General features: G+C 65.3%; 25 protein-coding genes and 1 tRNA gene. 13 read left to right on the forward strand and 13 right to left on the reverse strand.

Annotated elements, in window-relative coordinates; genetic code table 11:
* Positions 1-126: 126 nt before the first annotated feature.
* The 3 genes from loiP to MFF62_RS02965 form a co-directional block, all read right to left on the reverse strand.
* Positions 127-876: a metalloprotease LoiP gene (gene loiP, locus MFF62_RS02955; protein WP_238259692.1), complete on the reverse strand. Its 750-nt coding sequence runs from the start codon at positions 874-876 to the stop codon at positions 127-129.
* Positions 877-1,294: 418 nt separating this feature from the next.
* A tRNA-Leu gene (locus MFF62_RS02960) sits at positions 1,295-1,379 on the reverse strand.
* Between the two features lie 88 nt (positions 1,380-1,467).
* Entirely contained in the window at positions 1,468-1,830 is a 363-nt protein-coding gene (locus MFF62_RS02965; RefSeq protein ID WP_238259694.1) for an HNH endonuclease, read from the reverse strand.
* Positions 1,831-1,938: 108 nt separating this feature from the next.
* Here MFF62_RS02965 and MFF62_RS02970 point away from each other — a divergent pair, with 108 nt between their 5' ends.
* Complete coding sequence (locus MFF62_RS02970) at positions 1,939-2,877, forward strand: alpha/beta hydrolase (RefSeq protein WP_238259696.1); 939 nt, start codon at positions 1,939-1,941, stop codon at positions 2,875-2,877.
* Positions 2,878-2,900: 23 nt separating this feature from the next.
* On the opposite strand, the gene MFF62_RS02975 is transcribed toward MFF62_RS02970, so the two are convergent.
* From MFF62_RS02975 to MFF62_RS02990, 4 genes are read right to left on the reverse strand one after another with little or no spacing between them, the layout of a single operon-like run.
* Complete coding sequence (locus MFF62_RS02975; RefSeq protein ID WP_238259698.1) at positions 2,901-3,770, reverse strand: NAD(P)-dependent oxidoreductase; 870 nt, start codon at positions 3,768-3,770, stop codon at positions 2,901-2,903.
* A gap of 22 nt (positions 3,771-3,792) precedes the next feature.
* Complete coding sequence (locus tag MFF62_RS02980) at positions 3,793-4,950, reverse strand: ABC transporter substrate-binding protein (RefSeq protein WP_238259699.1); 1,158 nt, start codon at positions 4,948-4,950, stop codon at positions 3,793-3,795.
* 45 nt (positions 4,951-4,995) lie between these two features.
* A complete protein-coding gene (locus MFF62_RS02985) occupies positions 4,996-6,147 on the reverse strand; it encodes a methyltransferase (RefSeq protein WP_238259701.1) in 1,152 nt (383 codons plus the stop codon).
* A gap of 29 nt (positions 6,148-6,176) precedes the next feature.
* Positions 6,177-7,118, reverse strand: a complete 942-nt coding sequence (locus MFF62_RS02990; protein ID WP_238259703.1) for a CysB family HTH-type transcriptional regulator — start codon at positions 7,116-7,118, stop codon at positions 6,177-6,179.
* Positions 7,119-7,291: 173 nt separating this feature from the next.
* On the opposite strand from MFF62_RS02990, the gene MFF62_RS02995 reads away from it, so the two are divergent.
* The 7 genes from MFF62_RS02995 to cobA are packed head-to-tail and all read left to right on the forward strand — an operon-like array spanning position 7,292 to position 14,308.
* A complete protein-coding gene (locus tag MFF62_RS02995) occupies positions 7,292-8,065 on the forward strand; it encodes a sulfite exporter TauE/SafE family protein (RefSeq protein ID WP_238259705.1) in 774 nt (257 codons plus the stop codon).
* A 31-nt stretch (positions 8,066-8,096) separates the two neighbouring features.
* Entirely contained in the window at positions 8,097-9,779 is a 1,683-nt protein-coding gene (locus tag MFF62_RS03000) for a nitrite/sulfite reductase (protein WP_238259707.1), read from the forward strand.
* Between the two features lie 19 nt (positions 9,780-9,798).
* Positions 9,799-10,377 carry a DUF934 domain-containing protein gene (locus MFF62_RS03005; protein ID WP_238259708.1) on the forward strand — a complete coding sequence of 193 codons (579 nt, stop codon included), beginning with the start codon at positions 9,799-9,801 and terminating at the stop codon, positions 10,375-10,377.
* The gene (locus MFF62_RS03010) at positions 10,374-11,174 is read left to right on the forward strand and encodes a phosphoadenylyl-sulfate reductase (protein WP_238259710.1); all 801 of its coding nucleotides are present in this window, start codon (positions 10,374-10,376) and stop codon (positions 11,172-11,174) included. The genes MFF62_RS03005 and MFF62_RS03010 overlap by 4 nt, the downstream gene beginning before the upstream one ends.
* A 28-nt stretch (positions 11,175-11,202) precedes the next feature.
* Positions 11,203-12,174: a sulfate adenylyltransferase subunit CysD gene (gene cysD, locus MFF62_RS03015; protein WP_238259712.1), complete on the forward strand. Its 972-nt coding sequence runs from the start codon at positions 11,203-11,205 to the stop codon at positions 12,172-12,174.
* A 25-nt stretch (positions 12,175-12,199) separates the two neighbouring features.
* On the forward strand, positions 12,200-13,504 hold the full coding sequence (locus tag MFF62_RS03020; protein ID WP_238259714.1) for a sulfate adenylyltransferase subunit 1: 1,305 nt from the start codon (positions 12,200-12,202) through the stop codon (positions 13,502-13,504).
* A 39-nt stretch (positions 13,505-13,543) separates the two neighbouring features.
* Positions 13,544-14,308, forward strand: a complete 765-nt coding sequence (gene cobA / locus MFF62_RS03025; protein WP_238259723.1) for a uroporphyrinogen-III C-methyltransferase — start codon at positions 13,544-13,546, stop codon at positions 14,306-14,308.
* Positions 14,309-14,378: 70 nt separating this feature from the next.
* Here cobA and MFF62_RS03030 read toward each other — a convergent pair whose 3' ends face one another.
* From MFF62_RS03030 to lptF, 3 genes are read right to left on the reverse strand one after another with little or no spacing between them, the layout of a single operon-like run.
* Complete coding sequence (locus MFF62_RS03030; protein ID WP_238259725.1) at positions 14,379-14,804, reverse strand: sirohydrochlorin chelatase; 426 nt, start codon at positions 14,802-14,804, stop codon at positions 14,379-14,381.
* Positions 14,804-16,003 carry an LPS export ABC transporter permease LptG gene (gene lptG / locus MFF62_RS03035; RefSeq protein ID WP_238259728.1) on the reverse strand — a complete coding sequence of 400 codons (1,200 nt, stop codon included), beginning with the start codon at positions 16,001-16,003 and terminating at the stop codon, positions 14,804-14,806. Before lptG ends, MFF62_RS03030 begins: the two co-directional genes overlap by 1 nt.
* The gene (gene lptF, locus MFF62_RS03040; protein ID WP_238259731.1) at positions 16,000-17,127 is read right to left on the reverse strand and encodes an LPS export ABC transporter permease LptF; all 1,128 of its coding nucleotides are present in this window, start codon (positions 17,125-17,127) and stop codon (positions 16,000-16,002) included. The genes lptG and lptF overlap by 4 nt, the downstream gene beginning before the upstream one ends.
* A 165-nt stretch (positions 17,128-17,292) precedes the next feature.
* On the opposite strand from lptF, the gene MFF62_RS03045 reads away from it, so the two are divergent.
* Genes MFF62_RS03045 through MFF62_RS03055 form a run of 3 tightly spaced genes read left to right on the forward strand, consistent with a single transcriptional unit; the run spans position 17,293 to position 19,773 of the window.
* Complete coding sequence (locus MFF62_RS03045) at positions 17,293-18,825, forward strand: leucyl aminopeptidase (RefSeq protein ID WP_238259733.1); 1,533 nt, start codon at positions 17,293-17,295, stop codon at positions 18,823-18,825.
* 22 nt (positions 18,826-18,847) lie between these two features.
* Entirely contained in the window at positions 18,848-19,282 is a 435-nt protein-coding gene (locus MFF62_RS03050) for a DNA polymerase III subunit chi (RefSeq protein WP_238259735.1), read from the forward strand.
* Entirely contained in the window at positions 19,279-19,773 is a 495-nt protein-coding gene (locus tag MFF62_RS03055) for a DUF2486 family protein (RefSeq protein ID WP_238259737.1), read from the forward strand. The genes MFF62_RS03050 and MFF62_RS03055 overlap by 4 nt, the downstream gene beginning before the upstream one ends.
* A 185-nt stretch (positions 19,774-19,958) precedes the next feature.
* On the opposite strand, the gene ilvD is transcribed toward MFF62_RS03055, so the two are convergent.
* Entirely contained in the window at positions 19,959-21,632 is a 1,674-nt protein-coding gene (gene ilvD / locus MFF62_RS03060) for a dihydroxy-acid dehydratase (RefSeq protein ID WP_238259739.1), read from the reverse strand.
* A 181-nt stretch (positions 21,633-21,813) separates the two neighbouring features.
* On the opposite strand from ilvD, the gene MFF62_RS03065 reads away from it, so the two are divergent.
* Positions 21,814-22,758, forward strand: coding sequence for a LysR family transcriptional regulator (locus tag MFF62_RS03065; protein ID WP_238259741.1), 945 nt, complete (start codon positions 21,814-21,816; stop codon positions 22,756-22,758).
* Between the two features lie 53 nt (positions 22,759-22,811).
* Positions 22,812-23,630 (forward strand): prolipoprotein diacylglyceryl transferase, encoded by an 819-nt coding sequence (gene lgt / locus MFF62_RS03070; protein WP_238259750.1) that lies wholly within the window; start codon positions 22,812-22,814, stop codon positions 23,628-23,630.
* Positions 23,631-23,659: 29 nt separating this feature from the next.
* Here the strand turns inward: lgt and MFF62_RS03075 are convergent, their stop codons facing one another.
* Positions 23,660-24,679 (reverse strand): M48 family metallopeptidase, encoded by a 1,020-nt coding sequence (locus MFF62_RS03075; RefSeq protein ID WP_238259752.1) that lies wholly within the window; start codon positions 24,677-24,679, stop codon positions 23,660-23,662.
* A gap of 19 nt (positions 24,680-24,698) precedes the next feature.
* Positions 24,699-25,772, reverse strand: a complete 1,074-nt coding sequence (locus MFF62_RS03080; protein WP_238259754.1) for a YjgN family protein — start codon at positions 25,770-25,772, stop codon at positions 24,699-24,701.
* Between the last annotated feature and the right edge of the window lie 731 nt (positions 25,773-26,503).

Genomic DNA, 26,503 nt, shown 5'->3' on the forward strand with positions numbered 1-26,503 from the left:
TTAAACGTAATCAAGCAAACGGCTACGTCTGATGCCGGTCACAGAGAATACAGGGGGAGGGTGCCGGCTGCACGAAGCAGCGGGGATGTCAGCCAGGAGGCCGGGTTGCCGCGAGTGGCGGCGGGATTACTTGCCGCTGTTGATGCGATCCTGGATGTGCTTAGCCCGTGCCTCGGAGCCCGGGTGCGAACTCATGATGCTGGACTTGCCGCCGTCGAGCTTGGCAAGCTTCTGGAACGCGGTCACCAGCGCCTGCCGGTTGGCCCCGTTCTTCGTCAGCAGGTCGAACGAGTAATCGTCGGCCTCGCTTTCCTGGCGCTGCGAGAATTGCGCGTTGATGAACGTCTCGCCCAGCTCGCCGATCTGCGACGACGACAGCGCCGTCAGCGTGGCGTTGCCGGTGGACCCGAGCAGCCCGCGCGCCGCGGCCGTGGTGTAGGCCACCTGCATCGCACGCTTGGTGTGTCCCAGCGCCACGTGGCCAATCTCGTGGCCCAGCACGCCGCGCACTTCATCGTCCGTCATCATGTCCATAAGGCCGCTGTAGACGCGCACGCAGCCATTGGCCATGGCCCAGGCGTTGACGTCCTTGGTCATGTACACCTTGGCGTCGAGCGGCAGCCCCGTGTTCTGGAGGCCGCCCATGATATTCACCAGGCGCTTGGCGTAGGTGCTGTCGGCTGCCGCGATGGTGTTTTTCTTGTCCATCTCGGCGCACGACTGGTCGGACAACTGCTTGACGTTGGCATCGGTCAGCGACGCCGCCGAGAACAGGCTTCCCCCTGCCTGCGTCAGGCTGTCCATGTTCGCACCCGCGCAACCCGCGAGCACCGCCGCGCAACCCATGGCCGCAGCCGTAGCAATAAAGCGATTCATCTTCGGTTCCCTGTAGATCTGTTGTTCTGGAGGCGCAACGAAACAGGATAGGCAAGCGATGACCGGGCCGCCAGTGGATAGTGTCTGACACGGCCCGCTGACTGCCTTGGGTCAAGGTTGGGATGACTGGCGGGTATGTGTGGAAGCGCAATGTTGGTGCGGTCCTGAGGCGAGACCTGCCCGGAGGCAAGGTAGCGGAATTTCAAGGCGCAAGAACGCCGACCGCCGCGATTTCGTCGTTGGACATGGTCGTTGTGCCTCGCGGCATCAGAATTTGTCGCAACGTGGAAAATCATCGGAAAGACGTGCATTCATTCCGGTTCAGCTAGTTGTTTGACGGGGTGCACCGAGAATGCGCAGGAACGATTCGGGATCAGCGATCCAGAAGTTTTTGCTAGTGATGCGGGAAGGAAATTGCTGGTGCCCGGGGTCGGACTCGAACCGACACGCCTTGCGGCGGGGGATTTTGAGTCCCCTGCGTCTACCTGTTTCACCACCCGGGCATGGGTCTGGCGATGGGCTCGAATGCCTGTCGCGCGATGATGAATCGCGGATTATGCCGCATTTCTTTACCCGGAACAACTCGGCGGCCTAGCGGCCGCGCCGGGCGTTGGTGGTGCGGCTGCGGTCGTAGAAGCCTGGGGGTTTGCGGGCGATCCAGCGGATGAAGTCGGCCATGGTGGGGTGGGCGCGTAGCGCGTTCCAGTCGTGGTAGATCGTGGCTAGTTCGGTTTCGGTGAAGACCGAGTGGATCTTCTGGTGGCAGACGCGATGCATGGCGATGACCGCGCGCCCGCCCTGGCTGCGGGGTACAGGGTGATGCAGGTCGGTGCTGGCGTCTTCGAGCAGTGGGCGGCCGCATAGCGGGCAGCTTGCCTGCGCGGGCAGTGAGTCGGTGTCGGGCGGACCGAGTTGGGAATCCTGGCCGGCGCGCAGCCGGCGTTTGACGACCATGCGAAATCCTCTGAAAAGGGGGTGTCCTGGCAGTTGCGGTAGGATAGCGCGCAACCTCGCGCACGGTTTTATTGCCGTGGCGCAGCGATCTCACCGGAGCCGAGAGCCATGTCCGCCCAGCCGACCCTCGATGCCACGCCCGCCGCCAGCCTAGCCTCGCTGGCTGCCTTGCCCTCGCAGGACCCCGCCTATTACGCCCAGGCATACAACAACCGTGCCAATGTGCCGGACAATGCCGTGCACATGGCGCGCTGGGCGGCGGATTCGGCATTGGCACGTGCCGGCATGGTCACGTATTTCGAGAACCTGGCCTATGGCGATGCGGATTCGCCACTCGCCGAGACCGAGACGCTGGACTACTTCCCGGCGTCGCTGCGCGATGACGATGCTCCGCCGCTGCTGGTGTTCCTGCATGGCGGCTACTTCCGCGCGCTGGACAAGCGCGACCACAGCTTCGTGGCCAACGTGCCCACGCGCCGTGGCGTGTCGGTGGCGGTGGTCAACTACGCGCTGTGCCCGGCCGTGACCGTGGAAACCATCGTCTGGCAGGTGATGCAGTCGGTGGCCTGGCTGTATCGCGAGGCCGAGCGGCTGGGTCACGACCGCAACCGCATCTTCCTGGCCGGACATTCCGTGGGTGGGCATCTGGTGACGATGCTGATGGCGGCGTTGTGGCCGACGTTCGGCAAGGACTTGCCGGCGGACCTGATCAAGGGCGGCCTGTCGATCAGCGGCCTGTACGACTTGGAGCCGCTGCGCCGCGCCGATTTTCTGCAGACGGACCTGCAACTGAGCGAGACCGACGTGGCCCGCCTGTCGCCCGCGTTCATGGTGCCCGCCACCGATGCGCCGTTGATTACCGCTGTCGGCGAGTTCGAATCGAGCGAGTACCACCGTCAGCACGCGTTGATCCGTGCCGCATGGCCGGGTAACGCGCGTGACGACGTAGCACTGCCGGGTCGCCATCATTTCAACGCCATGGACGACCTGATGCGCGACGACAGCCAGTTGTCGCGCGCGCTGCTGGGGATGATCGCGGGCGTGTAGCCCGCCCGCTCAGCCCCTCGGCCTCAGCCCTTCAGTTCCAGTACCTTCAGCAGCGACGACGTGTCGTCCTTGCCCCAGCCCTGCTGCATCAGTTCGCCAAGCTGCATGGCGGTGGCCCGCATCGCGGGCAGGTCCAGCCCGATTTCCTCGGCGATATCGGCGGCCAGCCCGAAATCCTTGGCATGCAGGCGCGATTCGATGCCGGCGTCGAAATCGCGCGCCACCATCTTCGGTCCCATCATGTCCAGCATGCGACTGCCGGCATAGCCGGTGGACAGCGCCTGGAACACCTTGCCGGTATCCACACCCTGCGCGCCGGCAAAGCGCATCGCCTCGGCAATGCCTTCGATATTGACGACCTGTGCGATCTGGTTGCAGAGCTTGGCCACCTGGCCGGCGCCACTGTCGCCAATGTGCGTGATGGTCTTGCCCAGGCATTCCAGAAGCGGCCGGACGGCCTCCAGGATGTTGGCCTTGCCGCCTACCATGATGGTCAGCGTGGCGGCCTGCGCGCCGATCGTACCGCCCGATACCGGGCAGTCCAGCGCGTCGATGCCCTTGGCGGCCAGCGCCTGTGCGATCTCTCGCGTGACGATCGGCGAGATGGTGCTGTGGTCCACGCAGATCGTGCCCGGCGCGGCGCCTTCGATCACGCCGTCTTTTCCCAGCAGCACTTCGCGCACGTCGTTCGACGACGTGACGTTGGTGAACACCACGGCCGCGCCGCGTGCCGCCTCGGCGGGCGTGAAGCAGGGCTCGGCGCCCAGTTCGCGCGCGGCGTCAGCCGCTTCAGGCCGACGCACGAACGCGCGCACAGAGTGGCCCGCGCGAATCAGGTGAGCGACCATCGGCGCGCCCATCGCGCCCAGGCCGATAAATGCCACGGTAGTCATAAAAGCTTCCTTGCTTAAAGCGTTACTTGTCGCCTGCGTAGGCGAACTTGCCATTGCGGATCGTGCCCATCACGCGGGCGCGCTGATCGAAACCCTGGTGGTCCTGGGCGCTCAGGTTCAGCACACCGTTGGGCACGGTGAGATTTTTTGTCGATTCGATGGCGTCGCGCAAGGCGCGGCGGAACGCCGGCGTGCCAGGCTGCGCGCCGGACTTCAGCGCGCGCCGGCTGGCGTCGTCGAGCAGTTGCCACGCGCCCCAGGCATCGCCGGCGAATTGCGTGACGGTGTCCGGGCCGTGCTTCGTTTCATAGCGCTTCACGAAATCGAGCGCCACTTTCTTGGCCGGATGGCTGTCTGGCAGTTCGCGGGCCACTACGACCGGGCCGGTGGGGAACAGCGTGCGTTCCACATCCTTGCCGCCGATGCGCAGGAATTCCCACGTGGCGATGCCGTGCGTCTGGTAGATCTGGCCCTTGTAGCCGCGCTCGTTGAGCGACTTCTGCGGCAGTGCCGGCGGCGTGCCGGAACCGGCAATCAGGATGGCGTCGGGGTTGGCCGACATCAGCTTGAGCACCTGGCCCGTGACCGTCGTGTCCATGCGGCCGAAGCGCTCCTGCGCCACCACGCGCAGGTGGCGCAGTTCGGCCATCTTAGAAAATTCGCGCCACCAGCTTTCGCCGTAGGCGTCGTTGAAACCGATAAAGCCGACGGTCTTCACGCCGTTGCTGGCCATGTGCTCCGCGAGCAGCGACGCCATCAGCGCGTCGTTCTGCGGCATCTTGAAGGCCCAGCGGCGCCGCCCGTCGTCCTGCGGCTCGACGATGCTCGCCGACGCGGCCAGCGCCACCATTGGCGTGCCGCTCTCGGCCACGGCGTCCAGGGCCGCGATGGCATTGGGCGTGATGTTCGGGCCGACGATCACGTCGACCTTGTCCTCGCTGATGAACTTGCGCACGTTGCGCACGGCGGCAGACGGGTCGCTGGCGTCATCCAGCACGATGTACTGCGCACGCTGACCGCCCAGCGTCTGCGGCCATAGCTGCACCGTGTTCTGCGACGGGATGCCGATGGCGGCCGCCGGGCCGGTGGTCGACAGGTCGACGCCGACGCGGATGTCGGCGTGGGCCACGCCGGTCAGGCACATCGACAGTACTGGCAGCAGCAGCTTGCGCAGGTGCATGGTCGGATTCCCGGCGGACGGGACAGCGGATGGAGTGGCGGTGGCTTACTTGGCCGCCAGCCGCCACAGCGACGTGATTTCGGCCTTGCGTGCCGCGAACAGCGGATCCTCGGCATCGGCGGCCTTGGGATGCCGGGGACGGATGTCGGAGCGGCCCAGCACCTTCAGGCCGGCCGCGTCGATCCAGCCCAGCAGTTCGTCGCGCGAGCGCAGGCCCAGGTGTTCGGCAAAGTCCGACAGGATCAGCCAGCCCTGGCCGCCTGGCGCCAGATGCGCCGCCAGGCCGTTCAGGAAGCCGCGCAGCATGCGGCTGTCTGGGTCGAACACCGCATGTTCGATGGGCGAGCTGGGACGTGCCGGCACCCAGGGCGGATTGCAGACCACCAGCGGCGCGCGGCCTTCGGGGAACAGGTCGGCGTCAATGATCTCGACCTGCTTGTCCAGGCCCAGCCGGGCCATGTTCTCGCGTGCGCAGCCCAGCGCGCGCGGGTCCTGGTCAGTGCCGACCACGCGCTTGACGCCGCGTTCGGCCAGCAGCGCGGCCAGTACGCCGGTACCGGTACCCACGTCGAACGCCAGCGCGGTGGAGGGCAGGGCTTCCTTGGCCACCAGTTCGATGTATTCGCCGCGCACCGGCGAGAACACGCCGTACCACGGGTGGATGCGCTCGCCCAGCACGGGAATCTCCACGCCTTTCCGGCGCCATTCGTAGGCGCCGATCAGGCCCAGCAGCTCGCGCATCGACGCCACATAGGGTGCATCGGCCTGGCCGTAGACCTGCTCGCACGCCTCGTGCACGTCCGGCGCGCGGCGCAGCGGCACCACGTGGCCGGCGTCGAACGGCAGCAGCAGCATGCCCAGCGTACGCGCGCGTTGCGACTGCGCCAGCCGGTGCTTGTGGAACGACTCCGTCAGGCTGGGTGGGGCCTTGGCCGCGCCGCGCACTTTGCGCTGCGGCTTGCGGTCCACACGGCGTGCCATGGCCTGCAGCAATTGGCGGGCGTTCTGGAAGTCTCCGCGCCAGAGCAGGGCGGTGCCTTCGCTGGCCAGGCGGTACGCGGTATCGGCCGGGGTCTGGTCGTCGGCAATGACCACGCGCCGGGGCGGCGGCAGGCCGGCTTCGGAACGCCACAGCGCGCTGCGCTCGGCGCCGTCCTCGGTCCAGTGGATGGTCGGGATGGATTCGTTGACTGACATATATATAGAGAGAGTGCTTGCTGCCGGGATCAGAGCTCGTAGGCTTCGTGATCGCCGGACATGGCCTGTTCCACGAGCTTGCGGTTCAGCGTGGGCGAGAACAGTTCGATGAAGGTATAGACAAAGCTGCGCAGGTACGCACCCTGCTTGACCGCCAGATGGGTGACATTGGTGCCGAACAGGTGGCCGGCCGGAATGCCGCGCAGGTTGCGGTCGCGCTCGGGGTCGAAGGCCAGCCCCGCCACGATGCCGACGCCCAGGCCCACTTCCACGTAGGTCTTGATCACGTCGGCGTCGATGGCTTCGAGCACGATGTCCGCCTCGAGGTGGCGCAGCGCAAACGCCTTGTCGATCTTGGGCCGTCCCGCGAAGTTCACGTCGTACGTGATCAGCGGGAAGGTGGCCAGGTCTTCCAGCGTCAGGTGCTTCTTTTCCAGCAGCGGGTGGTCAGGTGGCGTAATCAACATATGTTGCCACTGGTGGCCGGGTAGCGACACCAGCGCCTTGTCGCTGGAGATGCCCTCGGTGGCGATGCCGATGTCGGCCTGGTCATGCAGGATCATGTCCGCGATCTGCGCGGGCGTGCCCTGCTGGATCGACAGCCGCACCTTGGGGTAGCGCTTGGTGAACTCGGCGATCACGCGCGGCAGCGCATAGCGCGCCTGGGTGTGGGTGGTGGCAATGGTGAAGTTGCCCTGGTCCTGGGCGGCGTAGTCCTTGCCCACCCGCTTCAGGCTTTCCACTTCCTGCAGGATCTTTTCCACCGACACCAGGATGCGGCGGCCGGGCTCGGTCAGGCTGCGGATACGCTTGCCATGCCGGGTGAAGATATCGACACCCAGCTCTTCTTCCAGCTCGATAATCGCCTTGGAAACGCCTGGTTGTGATGTATAGAGCGCTTTAGCGGCCTCGGTCAGGTTGAAATTCTGCCGTACGGCCTCGCGCACGAAGCGAAACTGGTGAAGATTCATATAACTTCGCTCGTATAAACAAACAACTTCTTATTAGTTTGAGATATGAGACGAGTTTATTACGATTCTCGAACTTTGTTAAACGTTCGCCTGCCCGAATTGCGTCCGCGCCCAGCCTGAAAAGGTGGAGCCGGCACCACCGAAGGCAAGGCGGCAGTCGAGAAGCGTCCCCGATGTCCCTAGCCTTCACCGTTTCCGGTCTGCTGGTAGGTATCCTGGTTGGTTTGACCGGGGTAGGCGGCGGCTCGCTCATGACACCGCTGCTGACGCTGCTGTTCGGCTTCTCGCCGGCCACGGCGGTCGGTACCGACCTGGCCTTCGCAGCCATTACCAAGGGTTTCGGCACGATCGCGCATCGTGCACATGGCCACGTGCAGTGGCAGGTTGTGCGCCGCCTGTGCATTGGCAGCCTGCCCGCCGCGCTGGCCGCCATCCTGGTGCTCAAGAGCGCTGGCGAACTCAATGCCCAGTGGCTGCATGCCATCCGCCTGACGATTGGCGTGTCCGTGCTGCTGACCGTGCTGTCGCTGCTGTTCCGCAAGCAGATGCTGGCGTGGCTGGAACGCAACCCGCGCTTCCAGCTCGAAGGCCGCGCGCAGGTGGTGGCCACGGTGGTGGTTGGCGCCGTGATCGGCGTGCTGGTCACCGTGTCGTCGATTGGCGCGGGCGCCGTCGGTGCCACGCTGATCCTGCTGCTCTATCCCCATATGAAGCCGGCCGAAGTGGCTGGCACCGATATCGCCTACGCCGTGCCCCTCACGGCCGTGGCTGGTCTGGGCCACGTGTGGCTCGGTACCGTCGACTGGAACTTGCTGCTGGCACTGCTGGTGGGCTCGATCCCCGGCATCTGGCTGGGTGCGCAACTGTCGCGGGCACTGCCCGAACGGCTGGTGCGCGCCGCACTGGCGACGACGCTTACCCTCGTCGCCATCAAATTAGTTTCCTGAGCATTCAACGAATACTGAACGGACCCACACCATGTATCAGTACGATCAATACGACCAGCGCATCGTCCACGAACGTGTCGCGCAATTCCGCGACCAGGTGCGCCGCCGCCTGTCGGACGAACTGACCGAGGAAGAATTCCTGCCGCTGCGCCTGCAGAACGGCCTGTACATGCAGCGCCATGCGTACATGCTGCGCGTGGCCATTCCGTACGGCCTGCTGGCGTCGAAGCAGCTGCGCATGCTGGGCCATATCGCCCGCGAGTATGACCGCGGCTACGGCCACTTCTCCACGCGCCAGAACATCCAGTACAACTGGATGGACCTGGAACGCGTACCCGATGTGCTGGCGGACCTGGCCAGCGTGGAAATGCACGGCATCCAGACGTCGGGCAACTGCGTGCGCAACATCACGACCGACCAGTTCGCGGGCGTGACGCCCGACGAATCGGTGGACCCGCGCGTGCTGGCCGAACTGCTGCGCCAGTGGAGCACGTTCCAGCCGGAATTCGCGTTCCTGCCGCGCAAGTTCAAGATTGCCATCTCGGCCACCAAGGACGACCGCGCCGTGGTGCAGATGCACGACATCGGCATCTACGCGTACCAGAACGCACAAGGCGAGACGCGCATGCGCATCCTGGCCGGTGGCGGCCTGGGCCGTACGCCGATCCTGGGCACGATCATCAAGGACGACCTGCCGTGGCAGCACATGCTGACCTACGTGGAGTCGGCCATCCGCGTGTACAACCGCTACGGTCGTCGCGACAACAAGTACAAGGCCCGCATCAAGATCCTGGTGAAGGCCATCGGCGCCGAGAAGTTCGCCGCCGAAGTGGAAGAAGAGTGGCAGCACAGCAAGGACGGCCCCGGCACGCTGACGCAGGCCGAGTTCGACCGCGTGGCGCAATACTTCGCGCCGCCCGCCTATGAAAAGCTGGCCGACACCGACGCGTCGTTCGAAAAGCACCTGCTGGAAAACAAGGCGTTCGCACGCTGGGTGAACCGCAATGTCCGCGCACACAAGGTGCCGGGCTATGCATCGGTGACGCTGTCGACCAAGCCGGGCCCCGTGTCGCCTCCGGGCGATGCCACGGCCGAGCAGATGGAAGCCGTGGCCGACTTTGCCGACCGCTACGGCTTTGGCGAACTGCGCGTGGCGCACGAGCAGAACCTGGTGCTGCCCGACGTGCGCAAGAAGGACCTGTTCGCGCTGTGGGAAGACGCCCGCAAGGCGGGTCTGGCCACGGCCAACATCGGCCTGCTGACCGACATCATCGCCTGCCCGGGCGGCGACTTCTGCTCGCTGGCCAATGCCAAGTCGATTCCGATCGCCCTGGCCATCCAGGAACGCTTTGAAGACCTGGACTATGTGTTTGACCTGGGCGAGGTGTCGCTGAACATCTCCGGTTGCATCAACGCTTGCGGCCACCACCACGTTGGCAACATCGGCGTGCTCGGCGTCGACAAGGACGGTTCCGAGTGGTACCAGGTCACGCTGGGCGGCGCCCAGGGTAATGACTCGGCCATCGGCAAGGTAATCGGCCCGTCGTTCAGCGCTGAAGAAATGCCCGAGGTAGTGACCCGCATCATCGACACGTTCGTGGCCAACCGTGCCGGCGACGAGCGCTTTATCGAAACGTTTGCCCGCATCGGCATCGCGCCGTTCAAGGAACGCGTCTACGCCGACAAGCAACGCGAAGAGCGCGCCGAAGCCTGACGAACGAAAGAGATTGAACATGGCAAAGATCATTCAACTGCAACGTGACGACGCCGGCCAATTCCGTCCCGCGATCGTCGACGACAACTGGACCGTGCTGCGCGCCACCGAGGCCCAGCCGCTGGACGAGGCGTATGTGGCCACCGTGGCCCAGGGCGGCGACGCCGTGCTGTTCCCGCTGTCGGTGTGGAAGGCCAACGAAGCGCTGCTGGCTGGCCGCGACAAGGCCATCACCGGCGTGTGGCTGGCACCGGAAGACGAGCCGGGCGACGCCGAGGCGCTATTCGACCGCGTGTCGCTGGTAGCCGTGGACTTCCCGGTGTTCCGCGATGGCCGCGGCTTCTCGTCGGCCTACCTGCTGCGCACGCGCTACAACTGGGCTGGCCAGCTGCGCGCGATTGGCGATGTGCTGCGCGACCAGCTCAACTTCATGAAGCGCTGCGGCTTCGATGCGTTCGCCGTGCGCGCGGACAAGAACATCGACGACGCGATCAAGGGCTTCACCGAATTCACCGTGGCTTACCAGGCATCGGTCGACGAGCCGCTGCCGCTGTTCCGCCGCGCACGTGCCGACGTGACGACGCAAGGCGCGGCATGAGCACCGTGATTTCCGAGATCCCCGTCGTCGACGGATCGGTGTCGTCGCTGCGCCCCCCCGCGCTGTGGACGAAGCCGGTGTACACGGGATCGCTGGAGGCACTCGAAATCAAGGAGCGCGCGCTGGCCGAGCGTCTGTCGGGCATCGTCGCACGGTTCTTCCGCGCGCGCTTTGCCACCAGCCTGGCCGCCGAGGACATGGTGCTGACCGACGCGATCCTGCGCGGCGGCGACGCCGTGCGTACGGGCATCCGCGTGTTCACGCTGAACACGGGCCGCCTGCACGCCGAGACGCTGGCCGTGCTGGACGACGTGCAGGCGCACTACGGCTACACGGTTGAGCAGTTCACGCCCGACCAGGAAGCGGTGGACAACTACCTGCGCAACCATGGCCTGAACGCGTTCTACGACAGCGTGGACCTGCGCAAGAGCTGCTGCGGCATCCGCAAGGTAGAGCCGCTGAACCGCGCGCTGTCGCACGCCGATGCATGGATGACGGGCCAGCGCCGCGAGCAGGCCGTGACGCGCGCCGAGCTGCCGTTCGAGGAACTGGACGAAGCCCGCGGCATCCCCAAGTTCAATCCGCTGGCGGACTGGAGCGAGGCCGAGGTCTGGGCCTACCTGACGCGCCACAACGTGCCGGTGAACGCGCTGCACGCCAAGGGCTACCCGAGCATCGGCTGCGAGCCGTGTACCCGGGCGGTGAAGGCGGGCGAGGATGTGCGCGCCGGACGCTGGTGGTGGGAGAGCAAGGACTCGAAAGAGTGCGGTCTCCACGAGCAGAACATCAAGCACTGAACACAGAATTATTCGAGGCCAGAACGACATGGGCATCATGAACGACATCGCAGAAGCAGGCGTCACCGCCAACGTGGAACACCTGCTGCAGGTCCAGAACGACCACCTCGACCGGCTCGAAGCCGAGTCGATCTACATCATTCGCGAGGTGGTGGCCGAGTGCCGCAACCCGGCGCTGCTGTTCTCGGGCGGCAAGGACTCGATCGTCATGCTGCACCTGGCGCTGAAGGCCTTCCGCCTGGGCGAACGCAAGGTCGATCTGCCGTTCCCGCTGGTGCACATCGACACCGGTCACAACTATCCGGAAGTGATCACGTTCCGTGACCAGCGCGTGGCCGAACTGGGCGCACGCCTGGTGGTGGGCCACGTCGAGGACTCGATCAAGCGTGGCACGGTGCGCCTGCGCAAGGAAACCGACTCGCGCAACGCCGCGCAGGCCGTGACGCTGCTGGAAACCATCGAGGCGCACAAGTACGACGCGCTGATGGGCGGCGCCCGCCGCGACGAAGAGAAGGCGCGTGCCAAGGAACGCATCTTCTCGTTCCGCGACGAGTTCGGCCAATGGGACCCGAAGGCCCAGCGTCCGGAACTGTGGAGCCTGTACAACGCCCGCATGGCGCAGGGCGAGCAGATGCGCGTGTTTCCGATCTCGAACTGGACCGAACTCGACGTGTGGCAGTACATCGCCCGCGAGAACCTGGCGCTGCCGCCGATCTACTACGCGCACCAGCGCGAAGTGGTGCGTAAGAACGGCCTGCTGGTGCCGGTCACGCCGATCACGCCCAAGCAGGACGGTGACGTGAGCGAAGTACTGTCGGTCCGCTTCCGTACCGTGGGCGACATCAGCTGCACGTGCCCCGTGGCCAGCGTGGCCGCATCGCCGGTGGAAATCATCGCGGAAACCGCGGTGACCGAGATCACCGAGCGCGGCGCCACCCGCATGGATGACCAGACCAGCGAAGCCTCGATGGAACGTCGCAAGAAAGAAGGCTACTTCTAAGCCGCCGCAGCCAAGGAAACCGAACATGTCTCATCAATCTCAACACCAGGGCCTGCTGCGTTTCATCACCGCCGGCTCCGTCGATGACGGCAAGAGCACGCTGATCGGCCGCCTGCTGTTCGACAGCAAGGCCGTGCTGTCCGACCAGCTGACCGCGCTGGCCAACGCCAAGAACAAGCGCACCGCCGGCGAGCAGATCGACTTCTCGCTACTGACCGATGGTCTGGAAGCCGAGCGCGAGCAGGGCATCACGATCGATGTGGCGTACCGCTATTTCTCCACGGCGCGCCGCAAGTTCATCATCGCCGACACGCCGGGCCACGAGCAGTACACGCGCAACATGGTTACCGGTGCGTCCACCGCCCATGCGGCCATCGTGCTGGTTGACGCTACGCGCGTCACCGTCACCAACGGCCGTGCCGAACTGCTGGCCCAGACCAAGCGCCATTCGGCGATCCTGAAGCTGCTGGAAATCCAGCACGTGATCGTCGCCGTGAACAAGATGGACCTGGTTGAATACAGCGAGCAGCGCTTCAACGAGATCCGCACCGCCTACACCGAACTGGCCGCGCAGCTTGGCCTGAAGGATGTGGTCTACGTGCCGGTCTCGGCGCTGCGTGGCGACAACATCGTGCACGAGAGCGATGCCATGCCGTGGTACCAGGGCGAGCCGCTGCTGCCGCTGCTGGAAGCGCTGCCGGTGGAAGACCCGGCCCCCGAAGGCGACGCCGCGCTGCGCTTCCCGGTGCAACTGGTGGTGCGCCAGGACGGCGCTGCCGCCGACGACTTCCGCGGCTATGCCGGTCGTGTGGAAGCGGGCACCGTGCGCGTGGGCCAGAAGCTGCGCGTGCTGCCGGTCAACCGCGAGGCCGTGGTGGCCGAAGTGCTGACCCCGAACGGTTCGGCCGATGCCGCCCATGCCGGTGACACGGTGACCGTGCGCCTGGCCGAGGACGTCGATGTATCGCGTGGTGACATGTTCGTGGCCTTCGAGGCAACCGCCGCGTCGGCGAAGAAGCTGACCGCTGACCTGTGCTGGTTCGACGATGAATCGCTGAACCCGTCGCGCAAGTACGTGCTCAAGCACACTACGGCCAGCGTGTTCGCACGCGTGTCGACGGTGGATCGTGTGCTGGACGTGCACACACTGTCGCACGAGACCGGCCGCCACGAGATCAACCTGAACGATATCGGTTCGGTGCAGATTTCGCTGCAGAAGCCGATCGTCTGCGACACCTATGGCGACAACCCCGCCACGGGCGCGTTCGTGCTGATCGACGAAGCCACCAACCATACGGTGGCGGCGGGCATGATCCGTGCGTATGCCTGATATCGTTCGGAACGGACAGCAAAGGCAACGGTGATCGAGATGAACAGGCAGCAGGGCAAGTCGGCCGGCAAGGTGTACCTGATTGGTGCAGGCCCCGGTGCGGCAGACCTCATTACGGTGCGTGGTGCACGGCTGTTGGGCGAGGCCCAGGTCGTGCTGCACGATGCGCTGGTATCGCCCGAGATGCTGGCCTGGTGTCCCCAGGCCCAGTTGATCGAGGTGGGCAAGCGTTGCGGCCAGCGGTCTACCGCCCAGCTGTTCATCAACCGCCAGATCGTCGACATGGCCACCAAGCATGAACGCGTGGTGCGCCTGAAGGGCGGTGATCCGATGCTGTTCGGCCGTGCGGACGAGGAATTGCAGGCGCTGGAAGCGGCTGGCATCGAATACGAGGTGGTGCCCGGCATCACCGCAGCACTGGCGGCCGCCAGTGCCATCGCCAGGCCGTTGACCAAGCGCGGGGTATCGCGCAGCGTGGCGTTTGCCACGCAGGCCAAGGCGGCCGATGCCATCGACGTCGAAGCCGACGTCAAGGCCGATACCATCGTCTACTACATGGGACGCGATCAGGCGGCCAACATCGCCGCGCAACTGATCGCGCGCGGCAAGCCGGCATCCACACCCGCCTGGGTGGTGGAAGCGGCCACCTCACCTCATCAACGCAGCCACCAGTTCACGCTGGGCCAGATGGCGGCCGGCGAGGCATCGCGCTGGATGGACCCGGTGCAGCCGAGCCTGCTGATGATCGGCGAGGCACTGGGCACGCGGGCGACCGAGATTGTGGAGTCGGAACGCGCGGCTTGAAGCTGTCGGGTGTCGAATAAAAAAGGCCAGAGGTTGACTCTGGCCTTTTTTGCTTCTGGGCGGGGGCGGTTCAACCGCCTCCGGTTTGCTCGCCTCTCCCGGCAACGGGAGAGGGGTTGGGGGTGAGGGCCAGCGTGCAATACGCCGCAATCGCATCCAGCACACTGTCGACTTCGCCAACCGCCGTAGCCGCCTGAATCTCCACAGCCGGATACTTGGCCCGACACGCCTCAATCAGCGCCGGAAAATCCCGCCGCAGATGCCCACCCTGGCCAAAAAACACCGGCACGACGGTAATCGACGCCACACCCTCGCCAGCCAGCCCGTCGATGGACTCTGCCAGCGATGGCGCCATCAGTTCCAGGAAGGCCAGCCGCACCGCGCAATCGGGCCGCAGTGCCGCCAACCGCGCATGGAGCCGGTCGAACGGCTCGCGCCAGCGCGCGTCGCGCGCGCCGTGGCCGAACAGGACGATGGCCTGGCGGGTGGCCGTCATCAGTGCCGGTCCACCCATCGCAGCGATGTGAGCGCGACGGTCAGGTATAGCGTGCCGGGCACCAGCGCCGAGACGATCGGCGGCCACGTATGCAGCAGGCCCACGTGCGAGAACAGCGTGTTGGCCAGGTGGAACGACAGGCCCAGCATGATGCCGCCGAAGACCTTCACACCCACCGCGCCGGCCCGCGCATGCAGGTAGGCGAACGGCAGGGCTAGCGCCACCATCACGAACAGCGTCAGCGGATAGACCACCTTCTTCCAGAACGCGATTTCATAGCGCTGCGTGTCCTGCTTGTTGTCGCGCAGGTGGCGGATATAGCGGAACAGATCCAGCGTCGACATCCGCTCGGGCGTGACCAGCAGCACCGAGAGGATCTGCGGCGTCAGCTCCGAGTGCATCACCATGTTCGGGAACAGCACCTGCTCGGCGCGGAAGTCCGGGGCCAGCGCGTCGCGCTTGGAGGTCGGGGCCTGAGCCTGAGCCGGGGCCGGCTGGCCGGCGGCGGCTGCTTCGGCCGGGCGTAGCTCGACGAAGCGCGTTTCGTTGACGTCGTTGAGCTGCCACTGCTGGCTGCCCTGATAGCGACCTTCCTTGGCCACGCGAATCAGGCGCAGGCGGTAGTTCTGGTCGAATTCGTAGATCGTGATGCCATTGATGCTCTGGTCGGGCTTCAGGCCCTGGACATTGACGAAACGCGTGATCTCGCCACCGTCGGTCGCGTCGCGGTCGCGGTCCTTGACCCAGACGCCGGAGCGGAAGCCCGCCGATACCGTGGCGCCGATCGCTTCAAGCTTGATCTTCTGCGCGTACTGCTCGGCCGCCGGGCCGATGAATTCACCAAAAATAAAGGTGACCAACGCCAGCGGCACGGCAAGCTTGAACAGCGAGAACAGCGCCTGGCGCGTGTTCAGGCCGGCCACGCGGAAGATCGTGAATTCGGACTGGCTGGCCAGCTGCGAGAACACGTAGATGGCGCTGATCAGCACGGCAATCGGCAGCACCTCGTACACGCGCGTGGGCGCCTGCAGCATGACGTGGAAGAACGCTACCAGCGACGTATAGCCACCCTGCACGCTCTCCAGCTCGCTGAGCATGTCGAAGAACACGAACAGGGCCAGCACCGCGAACAGGATGAACGCGAAGACGCCGTAGATCAGCCGCGCGAAGTAGCGCTCGTAGACGGCTAGTACTCTCATGCCCGGCCTCCGGTCTTGCCGTGCGAACGGGGCTTGAGGCCGAACACGGCCCGCCAGCCACCCAGGCTGCGGTTCGCGCGGTAGCGGAACAGCATCAGCGCGCACAGGAAGACGAACACGTGGATCGGGACCAGCGCCGTCCAGAACGAGAGCGACCCCGAGCGCACCCAGGCCTGGGCCAGGTTGATCGTGTTGCTGTACGTCAGGTAGATCAGCACTGCGAAGACCAGCGGCGTATAGCGTCCGAGACGCGGGTTCACATAGGCCAGCGGAATCGCGATCATCACGAAATTGAACGCCAGGATCGGCAGCGAAATGCGCCAGAGCAGCTCGGCCAGGTTGTCGCGCGTGGGGTTGCGCAGCAGGTCGATGGTGTCGCGGTTCTTGGCTGGCAGGTCGGCCTCGGTCTCGGGCGGCTTGTTGTCGACCTTCACGGCATATTTATCGAATTCGAGAATCCGATAGTTAAGCTGGCCCGGAATGCCGGCGTACCGGCGGCCATGTTCCATGACCACCAGGCGGTCGCCATTGGGCTGGGTCTCGAACTGGCCCTGGTGCGACAGCGCCACGCCGATCTTACCGGCCTCGGAATTGGCCACGAAAACGTTGCGGGCGTGCTTCATGTCGCCGTCGATGCCCTCGATGAACAGCACGTAGTTGCCGTTGGCGGGCTCGATGAAGCGGCCCGAGGCGATCATCGACAGCACGCCGCGCTGCTGGAAGCGGTCGCGGAACAGCGCGCTCTGCTGGTTGGCCCACGGCCAGGCGAACATGCCCAGCAGCAGCGCCATGATGAAGAACGGCGTGGCGAACTGCAGCACCGGCTTGACCAGGTCGCGCAGGGAGACGCCGGCCGAGAACCACACCACCATCTCGGAATCCTTGTACCAGCGGGTCAGGACGATCAGGGTCGAGATGAACAGCGTGGCCGACAGCAGGATCGACAGGTAGCCAATGGTGGCCAGGCCGATCAGCATCAGCACGTCGTTGGGGCTGGCCTTGCCGTTGGCGGCCATGCCCAGGATGCGGATCACGAGCGACGTCAGCATGAACGTCAGCATCACCAGGAACACCGCACCGGCGGTGTAGGCGAGCTCGCGTCGCAGGGCTTGTTGAAAAATCATGCGGCAATCGCTTCCGGCTTCCGGCCGGAGCGGGCGAACTGCCTGGGGCCGAGGGACTGGCAGGACCGCGGGCTGTCAGGTTGCAGGATCGGCGGTGGCAGATCGCGGATGAAAATCGCGGATAATGGGGGCTTTCTCTTCGACGAGCCCCTGGAAGGAAGCGCGATGGAATTTAGCACAAAAGCCCTGGATCTGAGCAAAGCCGGCCAAAATGGTTTCCTGGCCACCAAGACCGACTGCCTGGTGGTAGGCCTGTTCGAAGGGCAGAGCCTGGCCGGCGTGGCCAAGGCGCTGGATGTGGCCACCAAGGGGCTGGTGGCACGGCTGGTCAAGCAAGGCGATTTCGAAGGCAAGCGCGGCACCCAGCTGATGCTGCACGAAGTGGCGGGTATTGGCGCCGCCCGCGTGCTGCTGGTGGGTCTGGGCAAGGAAGCCGAATTCACCGACAAGGCGTTTGCCGAGGCCGTTCGTACGGCCATGCGTGCGCTGGCCGGCACGCGCGTCACCTCGGCGCTGTGGTGCCTGGCCCAGCAGGCGCCGCAGCAGCGCGACGTGGCATGGGCCGTGATCACGACGATCACCATCGTGCGCGACGCCGGCTACCGCCTGCTGGAGCGCCATCCTGAACTGAAGCGCCCGCCCAAGGGCGCCGCCGGCGCCGACAAGTCGACGCTGCGCAAGATCGTGCTGGCCGTGGACGCCGCCGACGGCAAGGCCGCCACGCAAGCCGTGGTGCGCGGTACCGCCATTGCCAACGGCATGGAACTGACGCGCGACCTGGGCAACCTGCCGTCGAACATCTGCACGCCGACCTACCTGGCCAACGCCGCGCGCGGCATCGCCAAGCGCCACAAGCTCAAGGCCGAGATCCTGGGCCGCAAGCAGATCGAGGCGCTGAACATGGGCGCCTTCCTGGCCGTGACCAAGGGCAGCGTGGAGCCGCCGCAGTTCATCGTGCTGCGCTATGACGGCGCCAGCGCCAAGGCCGCCCCGATCGTGCTGGTGGGCAAGGGCATCACGTTCGACACCGGCGGCATCTCGCTGAAGCCGGGCGAGGGCATGGACGAGATGAAGTACGACATGTGCGGCGCCGCGTCGGTGCTGGGCACCATCCAGGCCGTGGCCGAGATGGGCCTGAAGCTGAACGTGATTGCCGTGGTGCCCACCTGCGAGAACATGCCGGCCGGCAACGCCACCAAGCCGGGCGACGTGGTGGTCAGCATGTCGGGCCAGACCATCGAGATCCTGAATACGGACGCCGAAGGCCGCCTGATCCTGTGCGATGCGCTGACCTACGTGGAACGCTTCAAGCCGGCCGCCGTGATCGACGTGGCTACGCTGACCGGCGCCTGCATCATCGCGCTGGGCCATGTGAACAGCGGCCTGTTCGCACGCGGCGACGCGCTGGCCGACCAGCTGCTGGACGCCGGCCGCAAGGCCATGGACACCGCCTGGCGTATGCCGCTGGACGACGACTACCAGGACCAGCTCAAGTCGAACTTTGCCGACATGGCCAATATCGGCGGCCGTCCGGCGGGCAGCGTGACGGCGGCCTGCTTCCTGGCGCGCTACACCGAGAAGTACGACTGGGCGCACCTGGACATCGCCGGCACGGCCTGGAAGAGCGGTGCGGCCAAGGGCGCCACGGGCCGTCCGGTGCCGCTGCTGACGCAGTTCCTGATGGACCGCGCGTCGTAAGGCGAAGCAGGGGAAAGCCAGGATGACGCGTATCGACTTCCACAGCAACGTGCCGGACCCGCTGTCCTACGTCTGCCGACTGGTCCGCAAGGCCTATGGGGCAGGGCAGAAGGTGGTGGTGTTTGGCGCGCCACAGCAGCTGGCGCAGCTTGACGCGCGGCTGTGGTCGTTCTCGCCGCTCGACTTCCTGCCGCATTGCGGGCTCGACAGCCCCAATGCGGCGGTGACGCCGATCATCCTGGCGGCCACGCTCGACAACGTGCCCCACCACCAGTTGCTGGTGAACATCGCACCGGAGACCCCGGCGCAGTTTGCCAGCTTCGAACGGCTTATCGAGGTGGTCGGCGCCACGCCGGACGCGCGCGACGCGGGCCGCGAGCGCTATCGTTACTATCGCGAGCGCGGCTATCCGCTCGCACACCATGACATCGGGCAGGCCAAGGGAGAATCGGCATGAGCGAACGCACGACATCGCGGGTGATTCCGCGGCTGGGGCCCAATGACAGCGTGCCGCTGCTGACCGAGATCGTCGAATTGCCAGAAACGGCGTTCGAGGCGCCCACGCCGCCGCAGCCGGTACGGCAGGAAGCCATGGTCATCGACACCGCCGACATGCCCGATTCGGGCGTGGTGACCACGGTGGGCCACACCGATTCCGCGGCGGATGTCGCCACGGCGCCGGACACCTTGCCTGAGGCCGCCGCTTTCATGCCCGGCGAGGACGACCTGCGCGCCGTACGCACCGAGCTGCTGACGCGTGTGATGATGCGATTCCGCACCGAATGGCCACAGGTGGTGGAAGCCCATACCGAAGCCACGCTGCAGTCGCGGCTGGCTCCGCTGACCGCGCAACTGGCCAGCGAACTGACCCAGGCGCTGGAGGCCCGGCTGGTGGAATGGCTGGATGCGACGCTGGAGGAAATCGAAAGGGATCCGGGCGGGGTTTGACGTCAGTCTTTCTTCCCGCCGATTGTTTTCTCCCCTCTCCCGCATGGCGGGAGAGGGGCCGGGGGAGAGGGCATAGAGGTTCTGCTTGCCGATAGATCGCAATTTGAACCGCCGGCCCTCTCCCCCAACCCCTCTCCCACTAGCGTGGGAGAGGGGAGCCGGTTAGTGGTGATTGAAGCGAGACCTCAATCCGTCACCGCCCCCTTGCTGGCCGTCGAGGCCAGTTTCGAGAACTTTGCCAGAACCCCACGCGTGTAGCGCGGCGCGGGCTGCTTCCAGGCGGCGCGGCGCTTGGCCAGTTCTTCGTCGGACACGTTCAGTTGCAGCAGCAGCTGGTGTGCGTCGATCGTGACCGAATCCCCTTCATGCACCAGTGCGATCGTGCCACCCACATACGCCTCGGGTGCCACGTGGCCCACCACCATGCCCCAGGTGCCGCCCGAGAAGCGGCCGTCGGTGATAAAGCCCACCGATTCCCCGAGCCCCTTGCCGATGATGGCCGAAGTAGGCGCCAGCATTTCCGGCATGCCCGGACCACCCTTGGGGCCCAGGTAGCGCAGCACGAGGATGTCGCCCGGGTTGATCTTGTCCGCCAGGATGGCTTCCATCGCGCTCTGTTCATCCTCGAACACGCGCGCCGGCCCGGAGATAACCGGATTCTTGAGCCCGGTGATCTTGGCCACGGCGCCTTCCTCGGCCAGGTTGCCCTTCAGGATGGCCAGGTGGCCCTGCTTGTACAGGGCCTTGTCGATCGGCATGATCACGTCCTGGTCGGCGCGCGGCTGGTCGGCCACGTGTTCCAGTTCCTCGGCCAGCGTGCGGCCCGTGATGGTCAGGCAGTCGCCGTGCAGCAGGCCGGCATTGAGCAGGATCTTCATCACCTGCGGAATGCCGCCTGCGCGGTGCAGGTCGGTAGCCACGTAGTCGCCCGACGGCTTCAGGTTGCAGATCACCGGCACGCGGCGGCGGATGCGCTCGAAATCGTCGATCGTCCATTCCACCTCGGCCGAGTGGGCAATGGCCAGGTAGTGCAGCACCGCGTTGGTGGAGCCGCCCGTGGCCATGATCAGCGTGACCGCGTTCTCGATGGACTTGCGCGTGATGATGTCGCGCGGCTTGATGTCCTTCTTGACCGCTTCCACCAGCACGCGGGCCGATTCGGCGGCGCTGTCGACCTTTTCCTGGTCGGGATTGGCCATGGTCGACGAATACAGCAGCGACATGCCCAGCGCCTCGAACGACGAACTCATCGTGTTGGCCGTGTACATGCCGCCGCACGAACCCGTGCTGGGGCACGCGTTCTTTTCCACGCCCTCGAAATCTTCCTGGCTCATGCGGCCGGCCGTGAATTCGCCCACGGCCTCGAACGACGACACGATGGTCAGGTCCTTGCCCTTCCAGTTGCCCGGCTTGATGGTGCCGCCGTAGACATAGATACCCGGCACGTTGGTACGTGCCAGCGCGATCATGCCGCCCGGCATGTTCTTGTCGCAGCCACCAATCACGACCACGCCGTCCATCCACTGGCCCTGCGCGGCGGTCTCGATACAGTCGGCAATCACTTCGCGCGAGATCAGCGAGTACTTCATGCCTTCGGTGCCCATCGACATGCCGTCGGAGATCGTCGGCGTGCCAAAGATCTGCGGGTTCGCGTCCGATGCCCGGATGGCCTCCACGGCGGCATCGGCCAGGCGCTGCAGGCCGGCGTTGCACGGGGTGATCGTGGAATGCCCATTGGCGATACCGATCATCGGCTTGTCGAAGTCTTCCTTCTTGTAGCCGAGCGCGTAGTACATCGAGCGGTTGGGGGAGCGCGCCACGCCTTGCGTGATGTGCTTGGAGCGTTTGTTGAATGCCATGAAGTCTCTCCGGGGGGGACGCCGGCCGGGACGCGCCACAGGTGCGCCAGCGGTGTTGTGATGTTGTGCCGGAGAGCATGCGCTTGGCGTTTTTACGTGTCAAATATATTATTCGACCGTTATTGAGTCGAAAAACATATCAAACGCCGATTCTCGATCGTCGAACCCGGGAGCCCAGAACGTGGACCTGCGCCAGTTGCGCTATTTCGTCACCGTGGCCGAGGAACTGCACTTCGGGCGGGCGGCCGGCCGCCTGAGCATGACCCAGCCGCCGCTGTCGCAGCAGATCCAGGCACTGGAAGAGGAGATCGGCGTGCAACTGTTCGTGCGCACGCGCCGGTCGGTGATGCTGACGCCCGCCGGCCAGCAGTGGCTGCCCGAAGTGCGGCGCGTGCTGGCCGATGCGGCCGCGCTGCCCGGCCTGGCGCAGCGTCTGGCGCGCGGCGAGGTGGGGTCGCTGGCGCTGGCCTTCGTCAGTACCGCCGACTACGGCATCCTGCCCGAACTGCTGCGGCATTTCCGCGCACGGCATCCCGACGTGCAACTGCAATTGCGTGAAGCCACCAGCGATGTCCAGCTCGAGGCGCTGGCCGAGGGCACCATCGACGCGGGCCTGGTCATCCGGCCGCAGTTGCCCGTGATGCCGCACGGCGTGTCCTATCTGCCGCTGGTGCGCGAGCCGCTGGTGCTGGCCGTGCCGGACGGCTGGCGGCCGCCCGGCAGCGACGCGGCGCCTGCTACGGTATCGCTGCGCGATGCCGCGCACGAGCCGCTGGTGATCTTTCCGCGGCGAAGCGCGCCAGCGTTTTATGACATCATTACGGGCTACTATGCGCGCGACGGCCTGACGCCGGTGATTGCGCAGGAAGCCATCCAGATGCAGACCATCGTAAGTCTGGTGTCGGCGGGCATGGGCGTGGCGCTGGTGCCCGCGTCGCTTTGCAACCTGCGGCGCACGGGCGTGTCGTACCTGGCATTGCGCGACGCCGGGCCCGAAATCGAAACCGGCCTGGCCTGGCGCGAGGGCGCGGCCGGCGTGGCTCCGGTGCTGCGCTCGTTCATCGACATTGCCACCGGGCTGGCCGGCGCCATCGGGCTGACGCAAGACCATGGCATAAATACATAGCGCAGCACGCCGCGCTCCACCGCACCACTTACCGCAACTCTTTTCGTTACTCCATGCTCGTTCATCCGCAATTCGATCCGGTTGCCATTCACCTCGGACCACTGGCCATTCGTTGGTACGGACTGATGTACCTGGCCGGCTTCATCATGTTCCTGTGGTTTGGCCGGCTGCGCATCAAGCAGCCCCATATCGCGGCGCGGGGCTGGGTCACGCGCGACCTGGACGACATGCTGTTCTATGGCGTGCTCGGGGTGATCGTTGGTGGCCGGCTGGGCTACGTGCTGTTCTACAAGCCGAGCTTCTACCTGACGCATCCGCTGGAAATCTTCAAGGTGTGGGAAGGCGGCATGGCATTCCATGGCGGCTTCCTGGGCGTGCTGGTGGCGATGTGGGTATTTGCGAAGGTGCGCCGCCGGCACTGGATGGAAGTGACCGATTTCATCGCACCGCTGATTCCGTGCGGGCTGGCGGCCGGCCGCATCGGCAACTTCATCAACGGCGAACTGTGGGGCCGCGCCACCGACCTGCCCTGGGGCATGATCTTCCCGCAGGCCGGCGACAACATTCCGCGCCATCCGTCGCAGCTTTACCAGTTTGCCGGCGAAGGCGTGATGCTGTTCATCATCCTGTGGCTGTTCGCCCGCAAGCCGCGACCCATGGGCGCCGTGTCGGGCGTGTTCCTGATCGGCTACGGCGCGTTCCGCTTCCTGGCCGAATTCACGCGCGAGCCCGACAGCTTCCTGGGCCTGCTGGCGCTGAAGCTGTCGATGGGCCAGTGGCTGAGCCTGCCGATGATCCTGGTCGGCGTGCTGATGGTGATTTGGGCGCATCGCCGCCAGGCCAACGGCGCCGCCGCTGGCGCAGCGCGTTAAGCAGTTACTGCATTGATGCGCCCAGGGTGTTAGGGCGCGTTCCTGATGGCTTCGATGCGCTCGCGCGTATGCGGGTGCGTCGAGAAGAAGCCAGCCTCCGCGTCGTCATCGGCGTCCCGTTTGCGGCGGGCGCCGTGCGATGCCTCCAGCTGCTGTAGCGCGTCGGCCAGCGCCGACGGCGGCAGCCTGTTCTCCCGCAACACTTCCACGGCAAACGCATCGGCTGCGCGCTCATGATCGCGCGAATAGCGCATGGCCAGTATCGCCGTGGGTACCGTTGCCAGCAGCGTCGACACATCGCCAAACAGGTACGCCGTCAACGCGCCTACCGCCGACGCCTGGAAAACCTGCTGCAGGCCGTGGCGCCGAGTCACGTGGCCCGCCTCGTGGGCGAGCACGCCGGTCATGGCTGTGCCTGTGCCGAGCAACTTCACCAGTTCATCGGTCACGACGATGGTGCCGCCCGGCAGCGCCAGCGCATTGGCGCCGATGCCGCCACCATGGCGAAACAGGATGCGGTAGTCATGGCCCGGATCGGCAGGGCGGCGCAGCGCGGCAAAGTTGTCGCGGATGGCTTGCCGGTCGGCCTCGGGCAGCGTGCTGGGCTTGACCACACGGTCCAGGCTGGCAAGCGACGCCTCGCCCAGCTGGGCTTCGAGCCTGGCCGGTATCGCGCGTGCAACCAGTCCGGCGGTCCACGGCAGCAGGTAGAAATACGAGACCACCACGAACAGCACCAGCCCCAGTATCGACAGGCCCACCAGACGCCAGCTGTTCTGCGCGCGAGATACCCAGCCCTCCTGGTGCCCGGTGGCGGCCAGCAGGGCATCGAAGGCCGCTTGGTCGAAGATCTCGCAGTAGGCGCCGTCGGCAAACGTCACCAGTCGCGGACCGCGCCGGATGCGCTCCGATACGCGCAGCGAAGCCAGCGGCGCGCGGCGCAGTTCCAGGCCGTCGGCATCGTGCAGCACGGCCTGGCCATCATGCACCGCCAGCAGCACCGCATGCGCCCGCGACGAGTGCCCATCGAAAAATTGCGCGGCAACCATGATGGTCGTATTCCTCCGCCTACAGGGCGATGTCGATGTCGTACCAGTCCACCGCCGCATCGCCAAGCGCATCCACCTGCTCGCGCTCGCCGGCCAGGAACGTGTCGAGTTCGCCCGCAGCCAGCATGGTCATCGATTCCACGCGATAGCGAACCGAACGCACGCGTGCGAACGGCCGGAACAGGCCCAGCGTCAGTACCGTCAGGATCAGGTTGGTGATTGTGATCACGAACAGCTTGCCTGCCTTGACGTTGCTGCGGAAGCGGTGGGGCGCCAGCGTCGTGTGGTTCCAGACGAGGTTTTGCATCTTGGCCTGGAAGAATGGGCCGATCAGCAGGAAGGCCAGATACATGCCCATCACAATGGCGCCAATGGCCATGTACATGCCGCCCTTGCCGTGCGCCGTGGCGGTGACCATGCCGACCAGCACACCGCCCGCCAACAGGAATGCGAATGCCAGGCCAGCCGTCAGCAGGTACACGCGGTAGAACGCGCCGGCCGTTGCATCGATGGCGAATGGCGCTGTGCCAAAGCGGGTGTTGTTGTGCTGGTAGCGCTTGAAGCGCTGATGGGCCAGCGGTGCCAGCAGGTAGAGCGACAGCAGCGTCAGCACGGGCCACAGCAGGAACACCTTGTAGCCTTCGCGATCGCCGCCCCTGAACGCGAAACGCAGGCCGCGATAGCTTGAATTGGCCATGCGGAAGCGCAGCGATCGCACCAGCAGGTACGGAAACATGACGGCCAGCGCAAGCGCCAGCAGCACTCCCAAGGCGGGGGAGAACTGCATGACTATCTGATAGCCGACGAACAGGACGAAAAGGATGGCACGTCCCTTGAGGATCGCCATCGGACTACCGTGATAGTCGAACGTGGCGCAGTCGAGTCGGGTATTGCGGTAAAAGTATTGAAGCGTGCGCACCTTGGCCCAGGCGCTGTAGATCGAGAGCGTGACGATGTTCAGCAGCGAGTTGACGATCCAGATCCGGAAGTACTCGGACCCCGATCCCGTGAAGCTGAATTGCAGTTCGCGCGGTGCACTGCTTTCGGCGGCAAAACGGTCGGGCTCCAGCCCGTTGCGATCTTCCCAGTTCATTGATTGACCTCTGCGAAATGTTTCGGAGCGCTCTGGTGCTGGCTCGGCGCTTGTTTCAGGTTTGCAACCAGTTGGCACGACGATTTCGTGCGGTGGTCAACACATTCTCGCACTGCGACGTGGAGCGATGTTTGGTAAACAGCACAAATCCCGCTGCGAATCACGTCAGATACGTCGGGAAGCGTAACTGAGGTCGTAACGTGGGAGAAACATCCTGTTACATGATGAGCATCCTGTCACAAGTTGCGCTTCGTCCGCCTCAATAAAATCAATGACTTAAGTCAGATGGCACGGTCCTCGCTATGTAGCCTGTTACAAGAACGGTCGGGGCAGGCAAAGACCAGCCCAACACGAGCCAGCGGGGGAGGTGTGCACGAAGATGCGTAGGCACCGTGGCAACGACGAAAAAGCCGAACGGGAAAAGGCACGGGAAAATCCGCACTCCATGACGAGTGCTTGAACGGGGCAGGCGCGGGGCCGGCGCCAGTTAGCGAAACAGACCCGCAGGCGTCCGGCACATCTGGCCCGACGCCCATGAAAAGACCCACTGTGGTTCTTTCACGCGCGGGCAATCATCCTGTTGGGAGGCAGGAAGATTGCCCGCCGCACCTATTTGTTTCCCCCAGATCTGCTCGCTTGGCCTTTGGCGCTATTCGCGCGTCTCGTGGATTTCCCTCGGTAACACGCCGGTTTGCCACGCTGCCGCCACACCTTCCGCAATGCAACATGAA

The sequence above is a fragment of the Cupriavidus pauculus genome (assembly GCF_022179805.1).
Lineage (GTDB): Bacteria > Pseudomonadota > Gammaproteobacteria > Burkholderiales > Burkholderiaceae > Cupriavidus > Cupriavidus pauculus_E.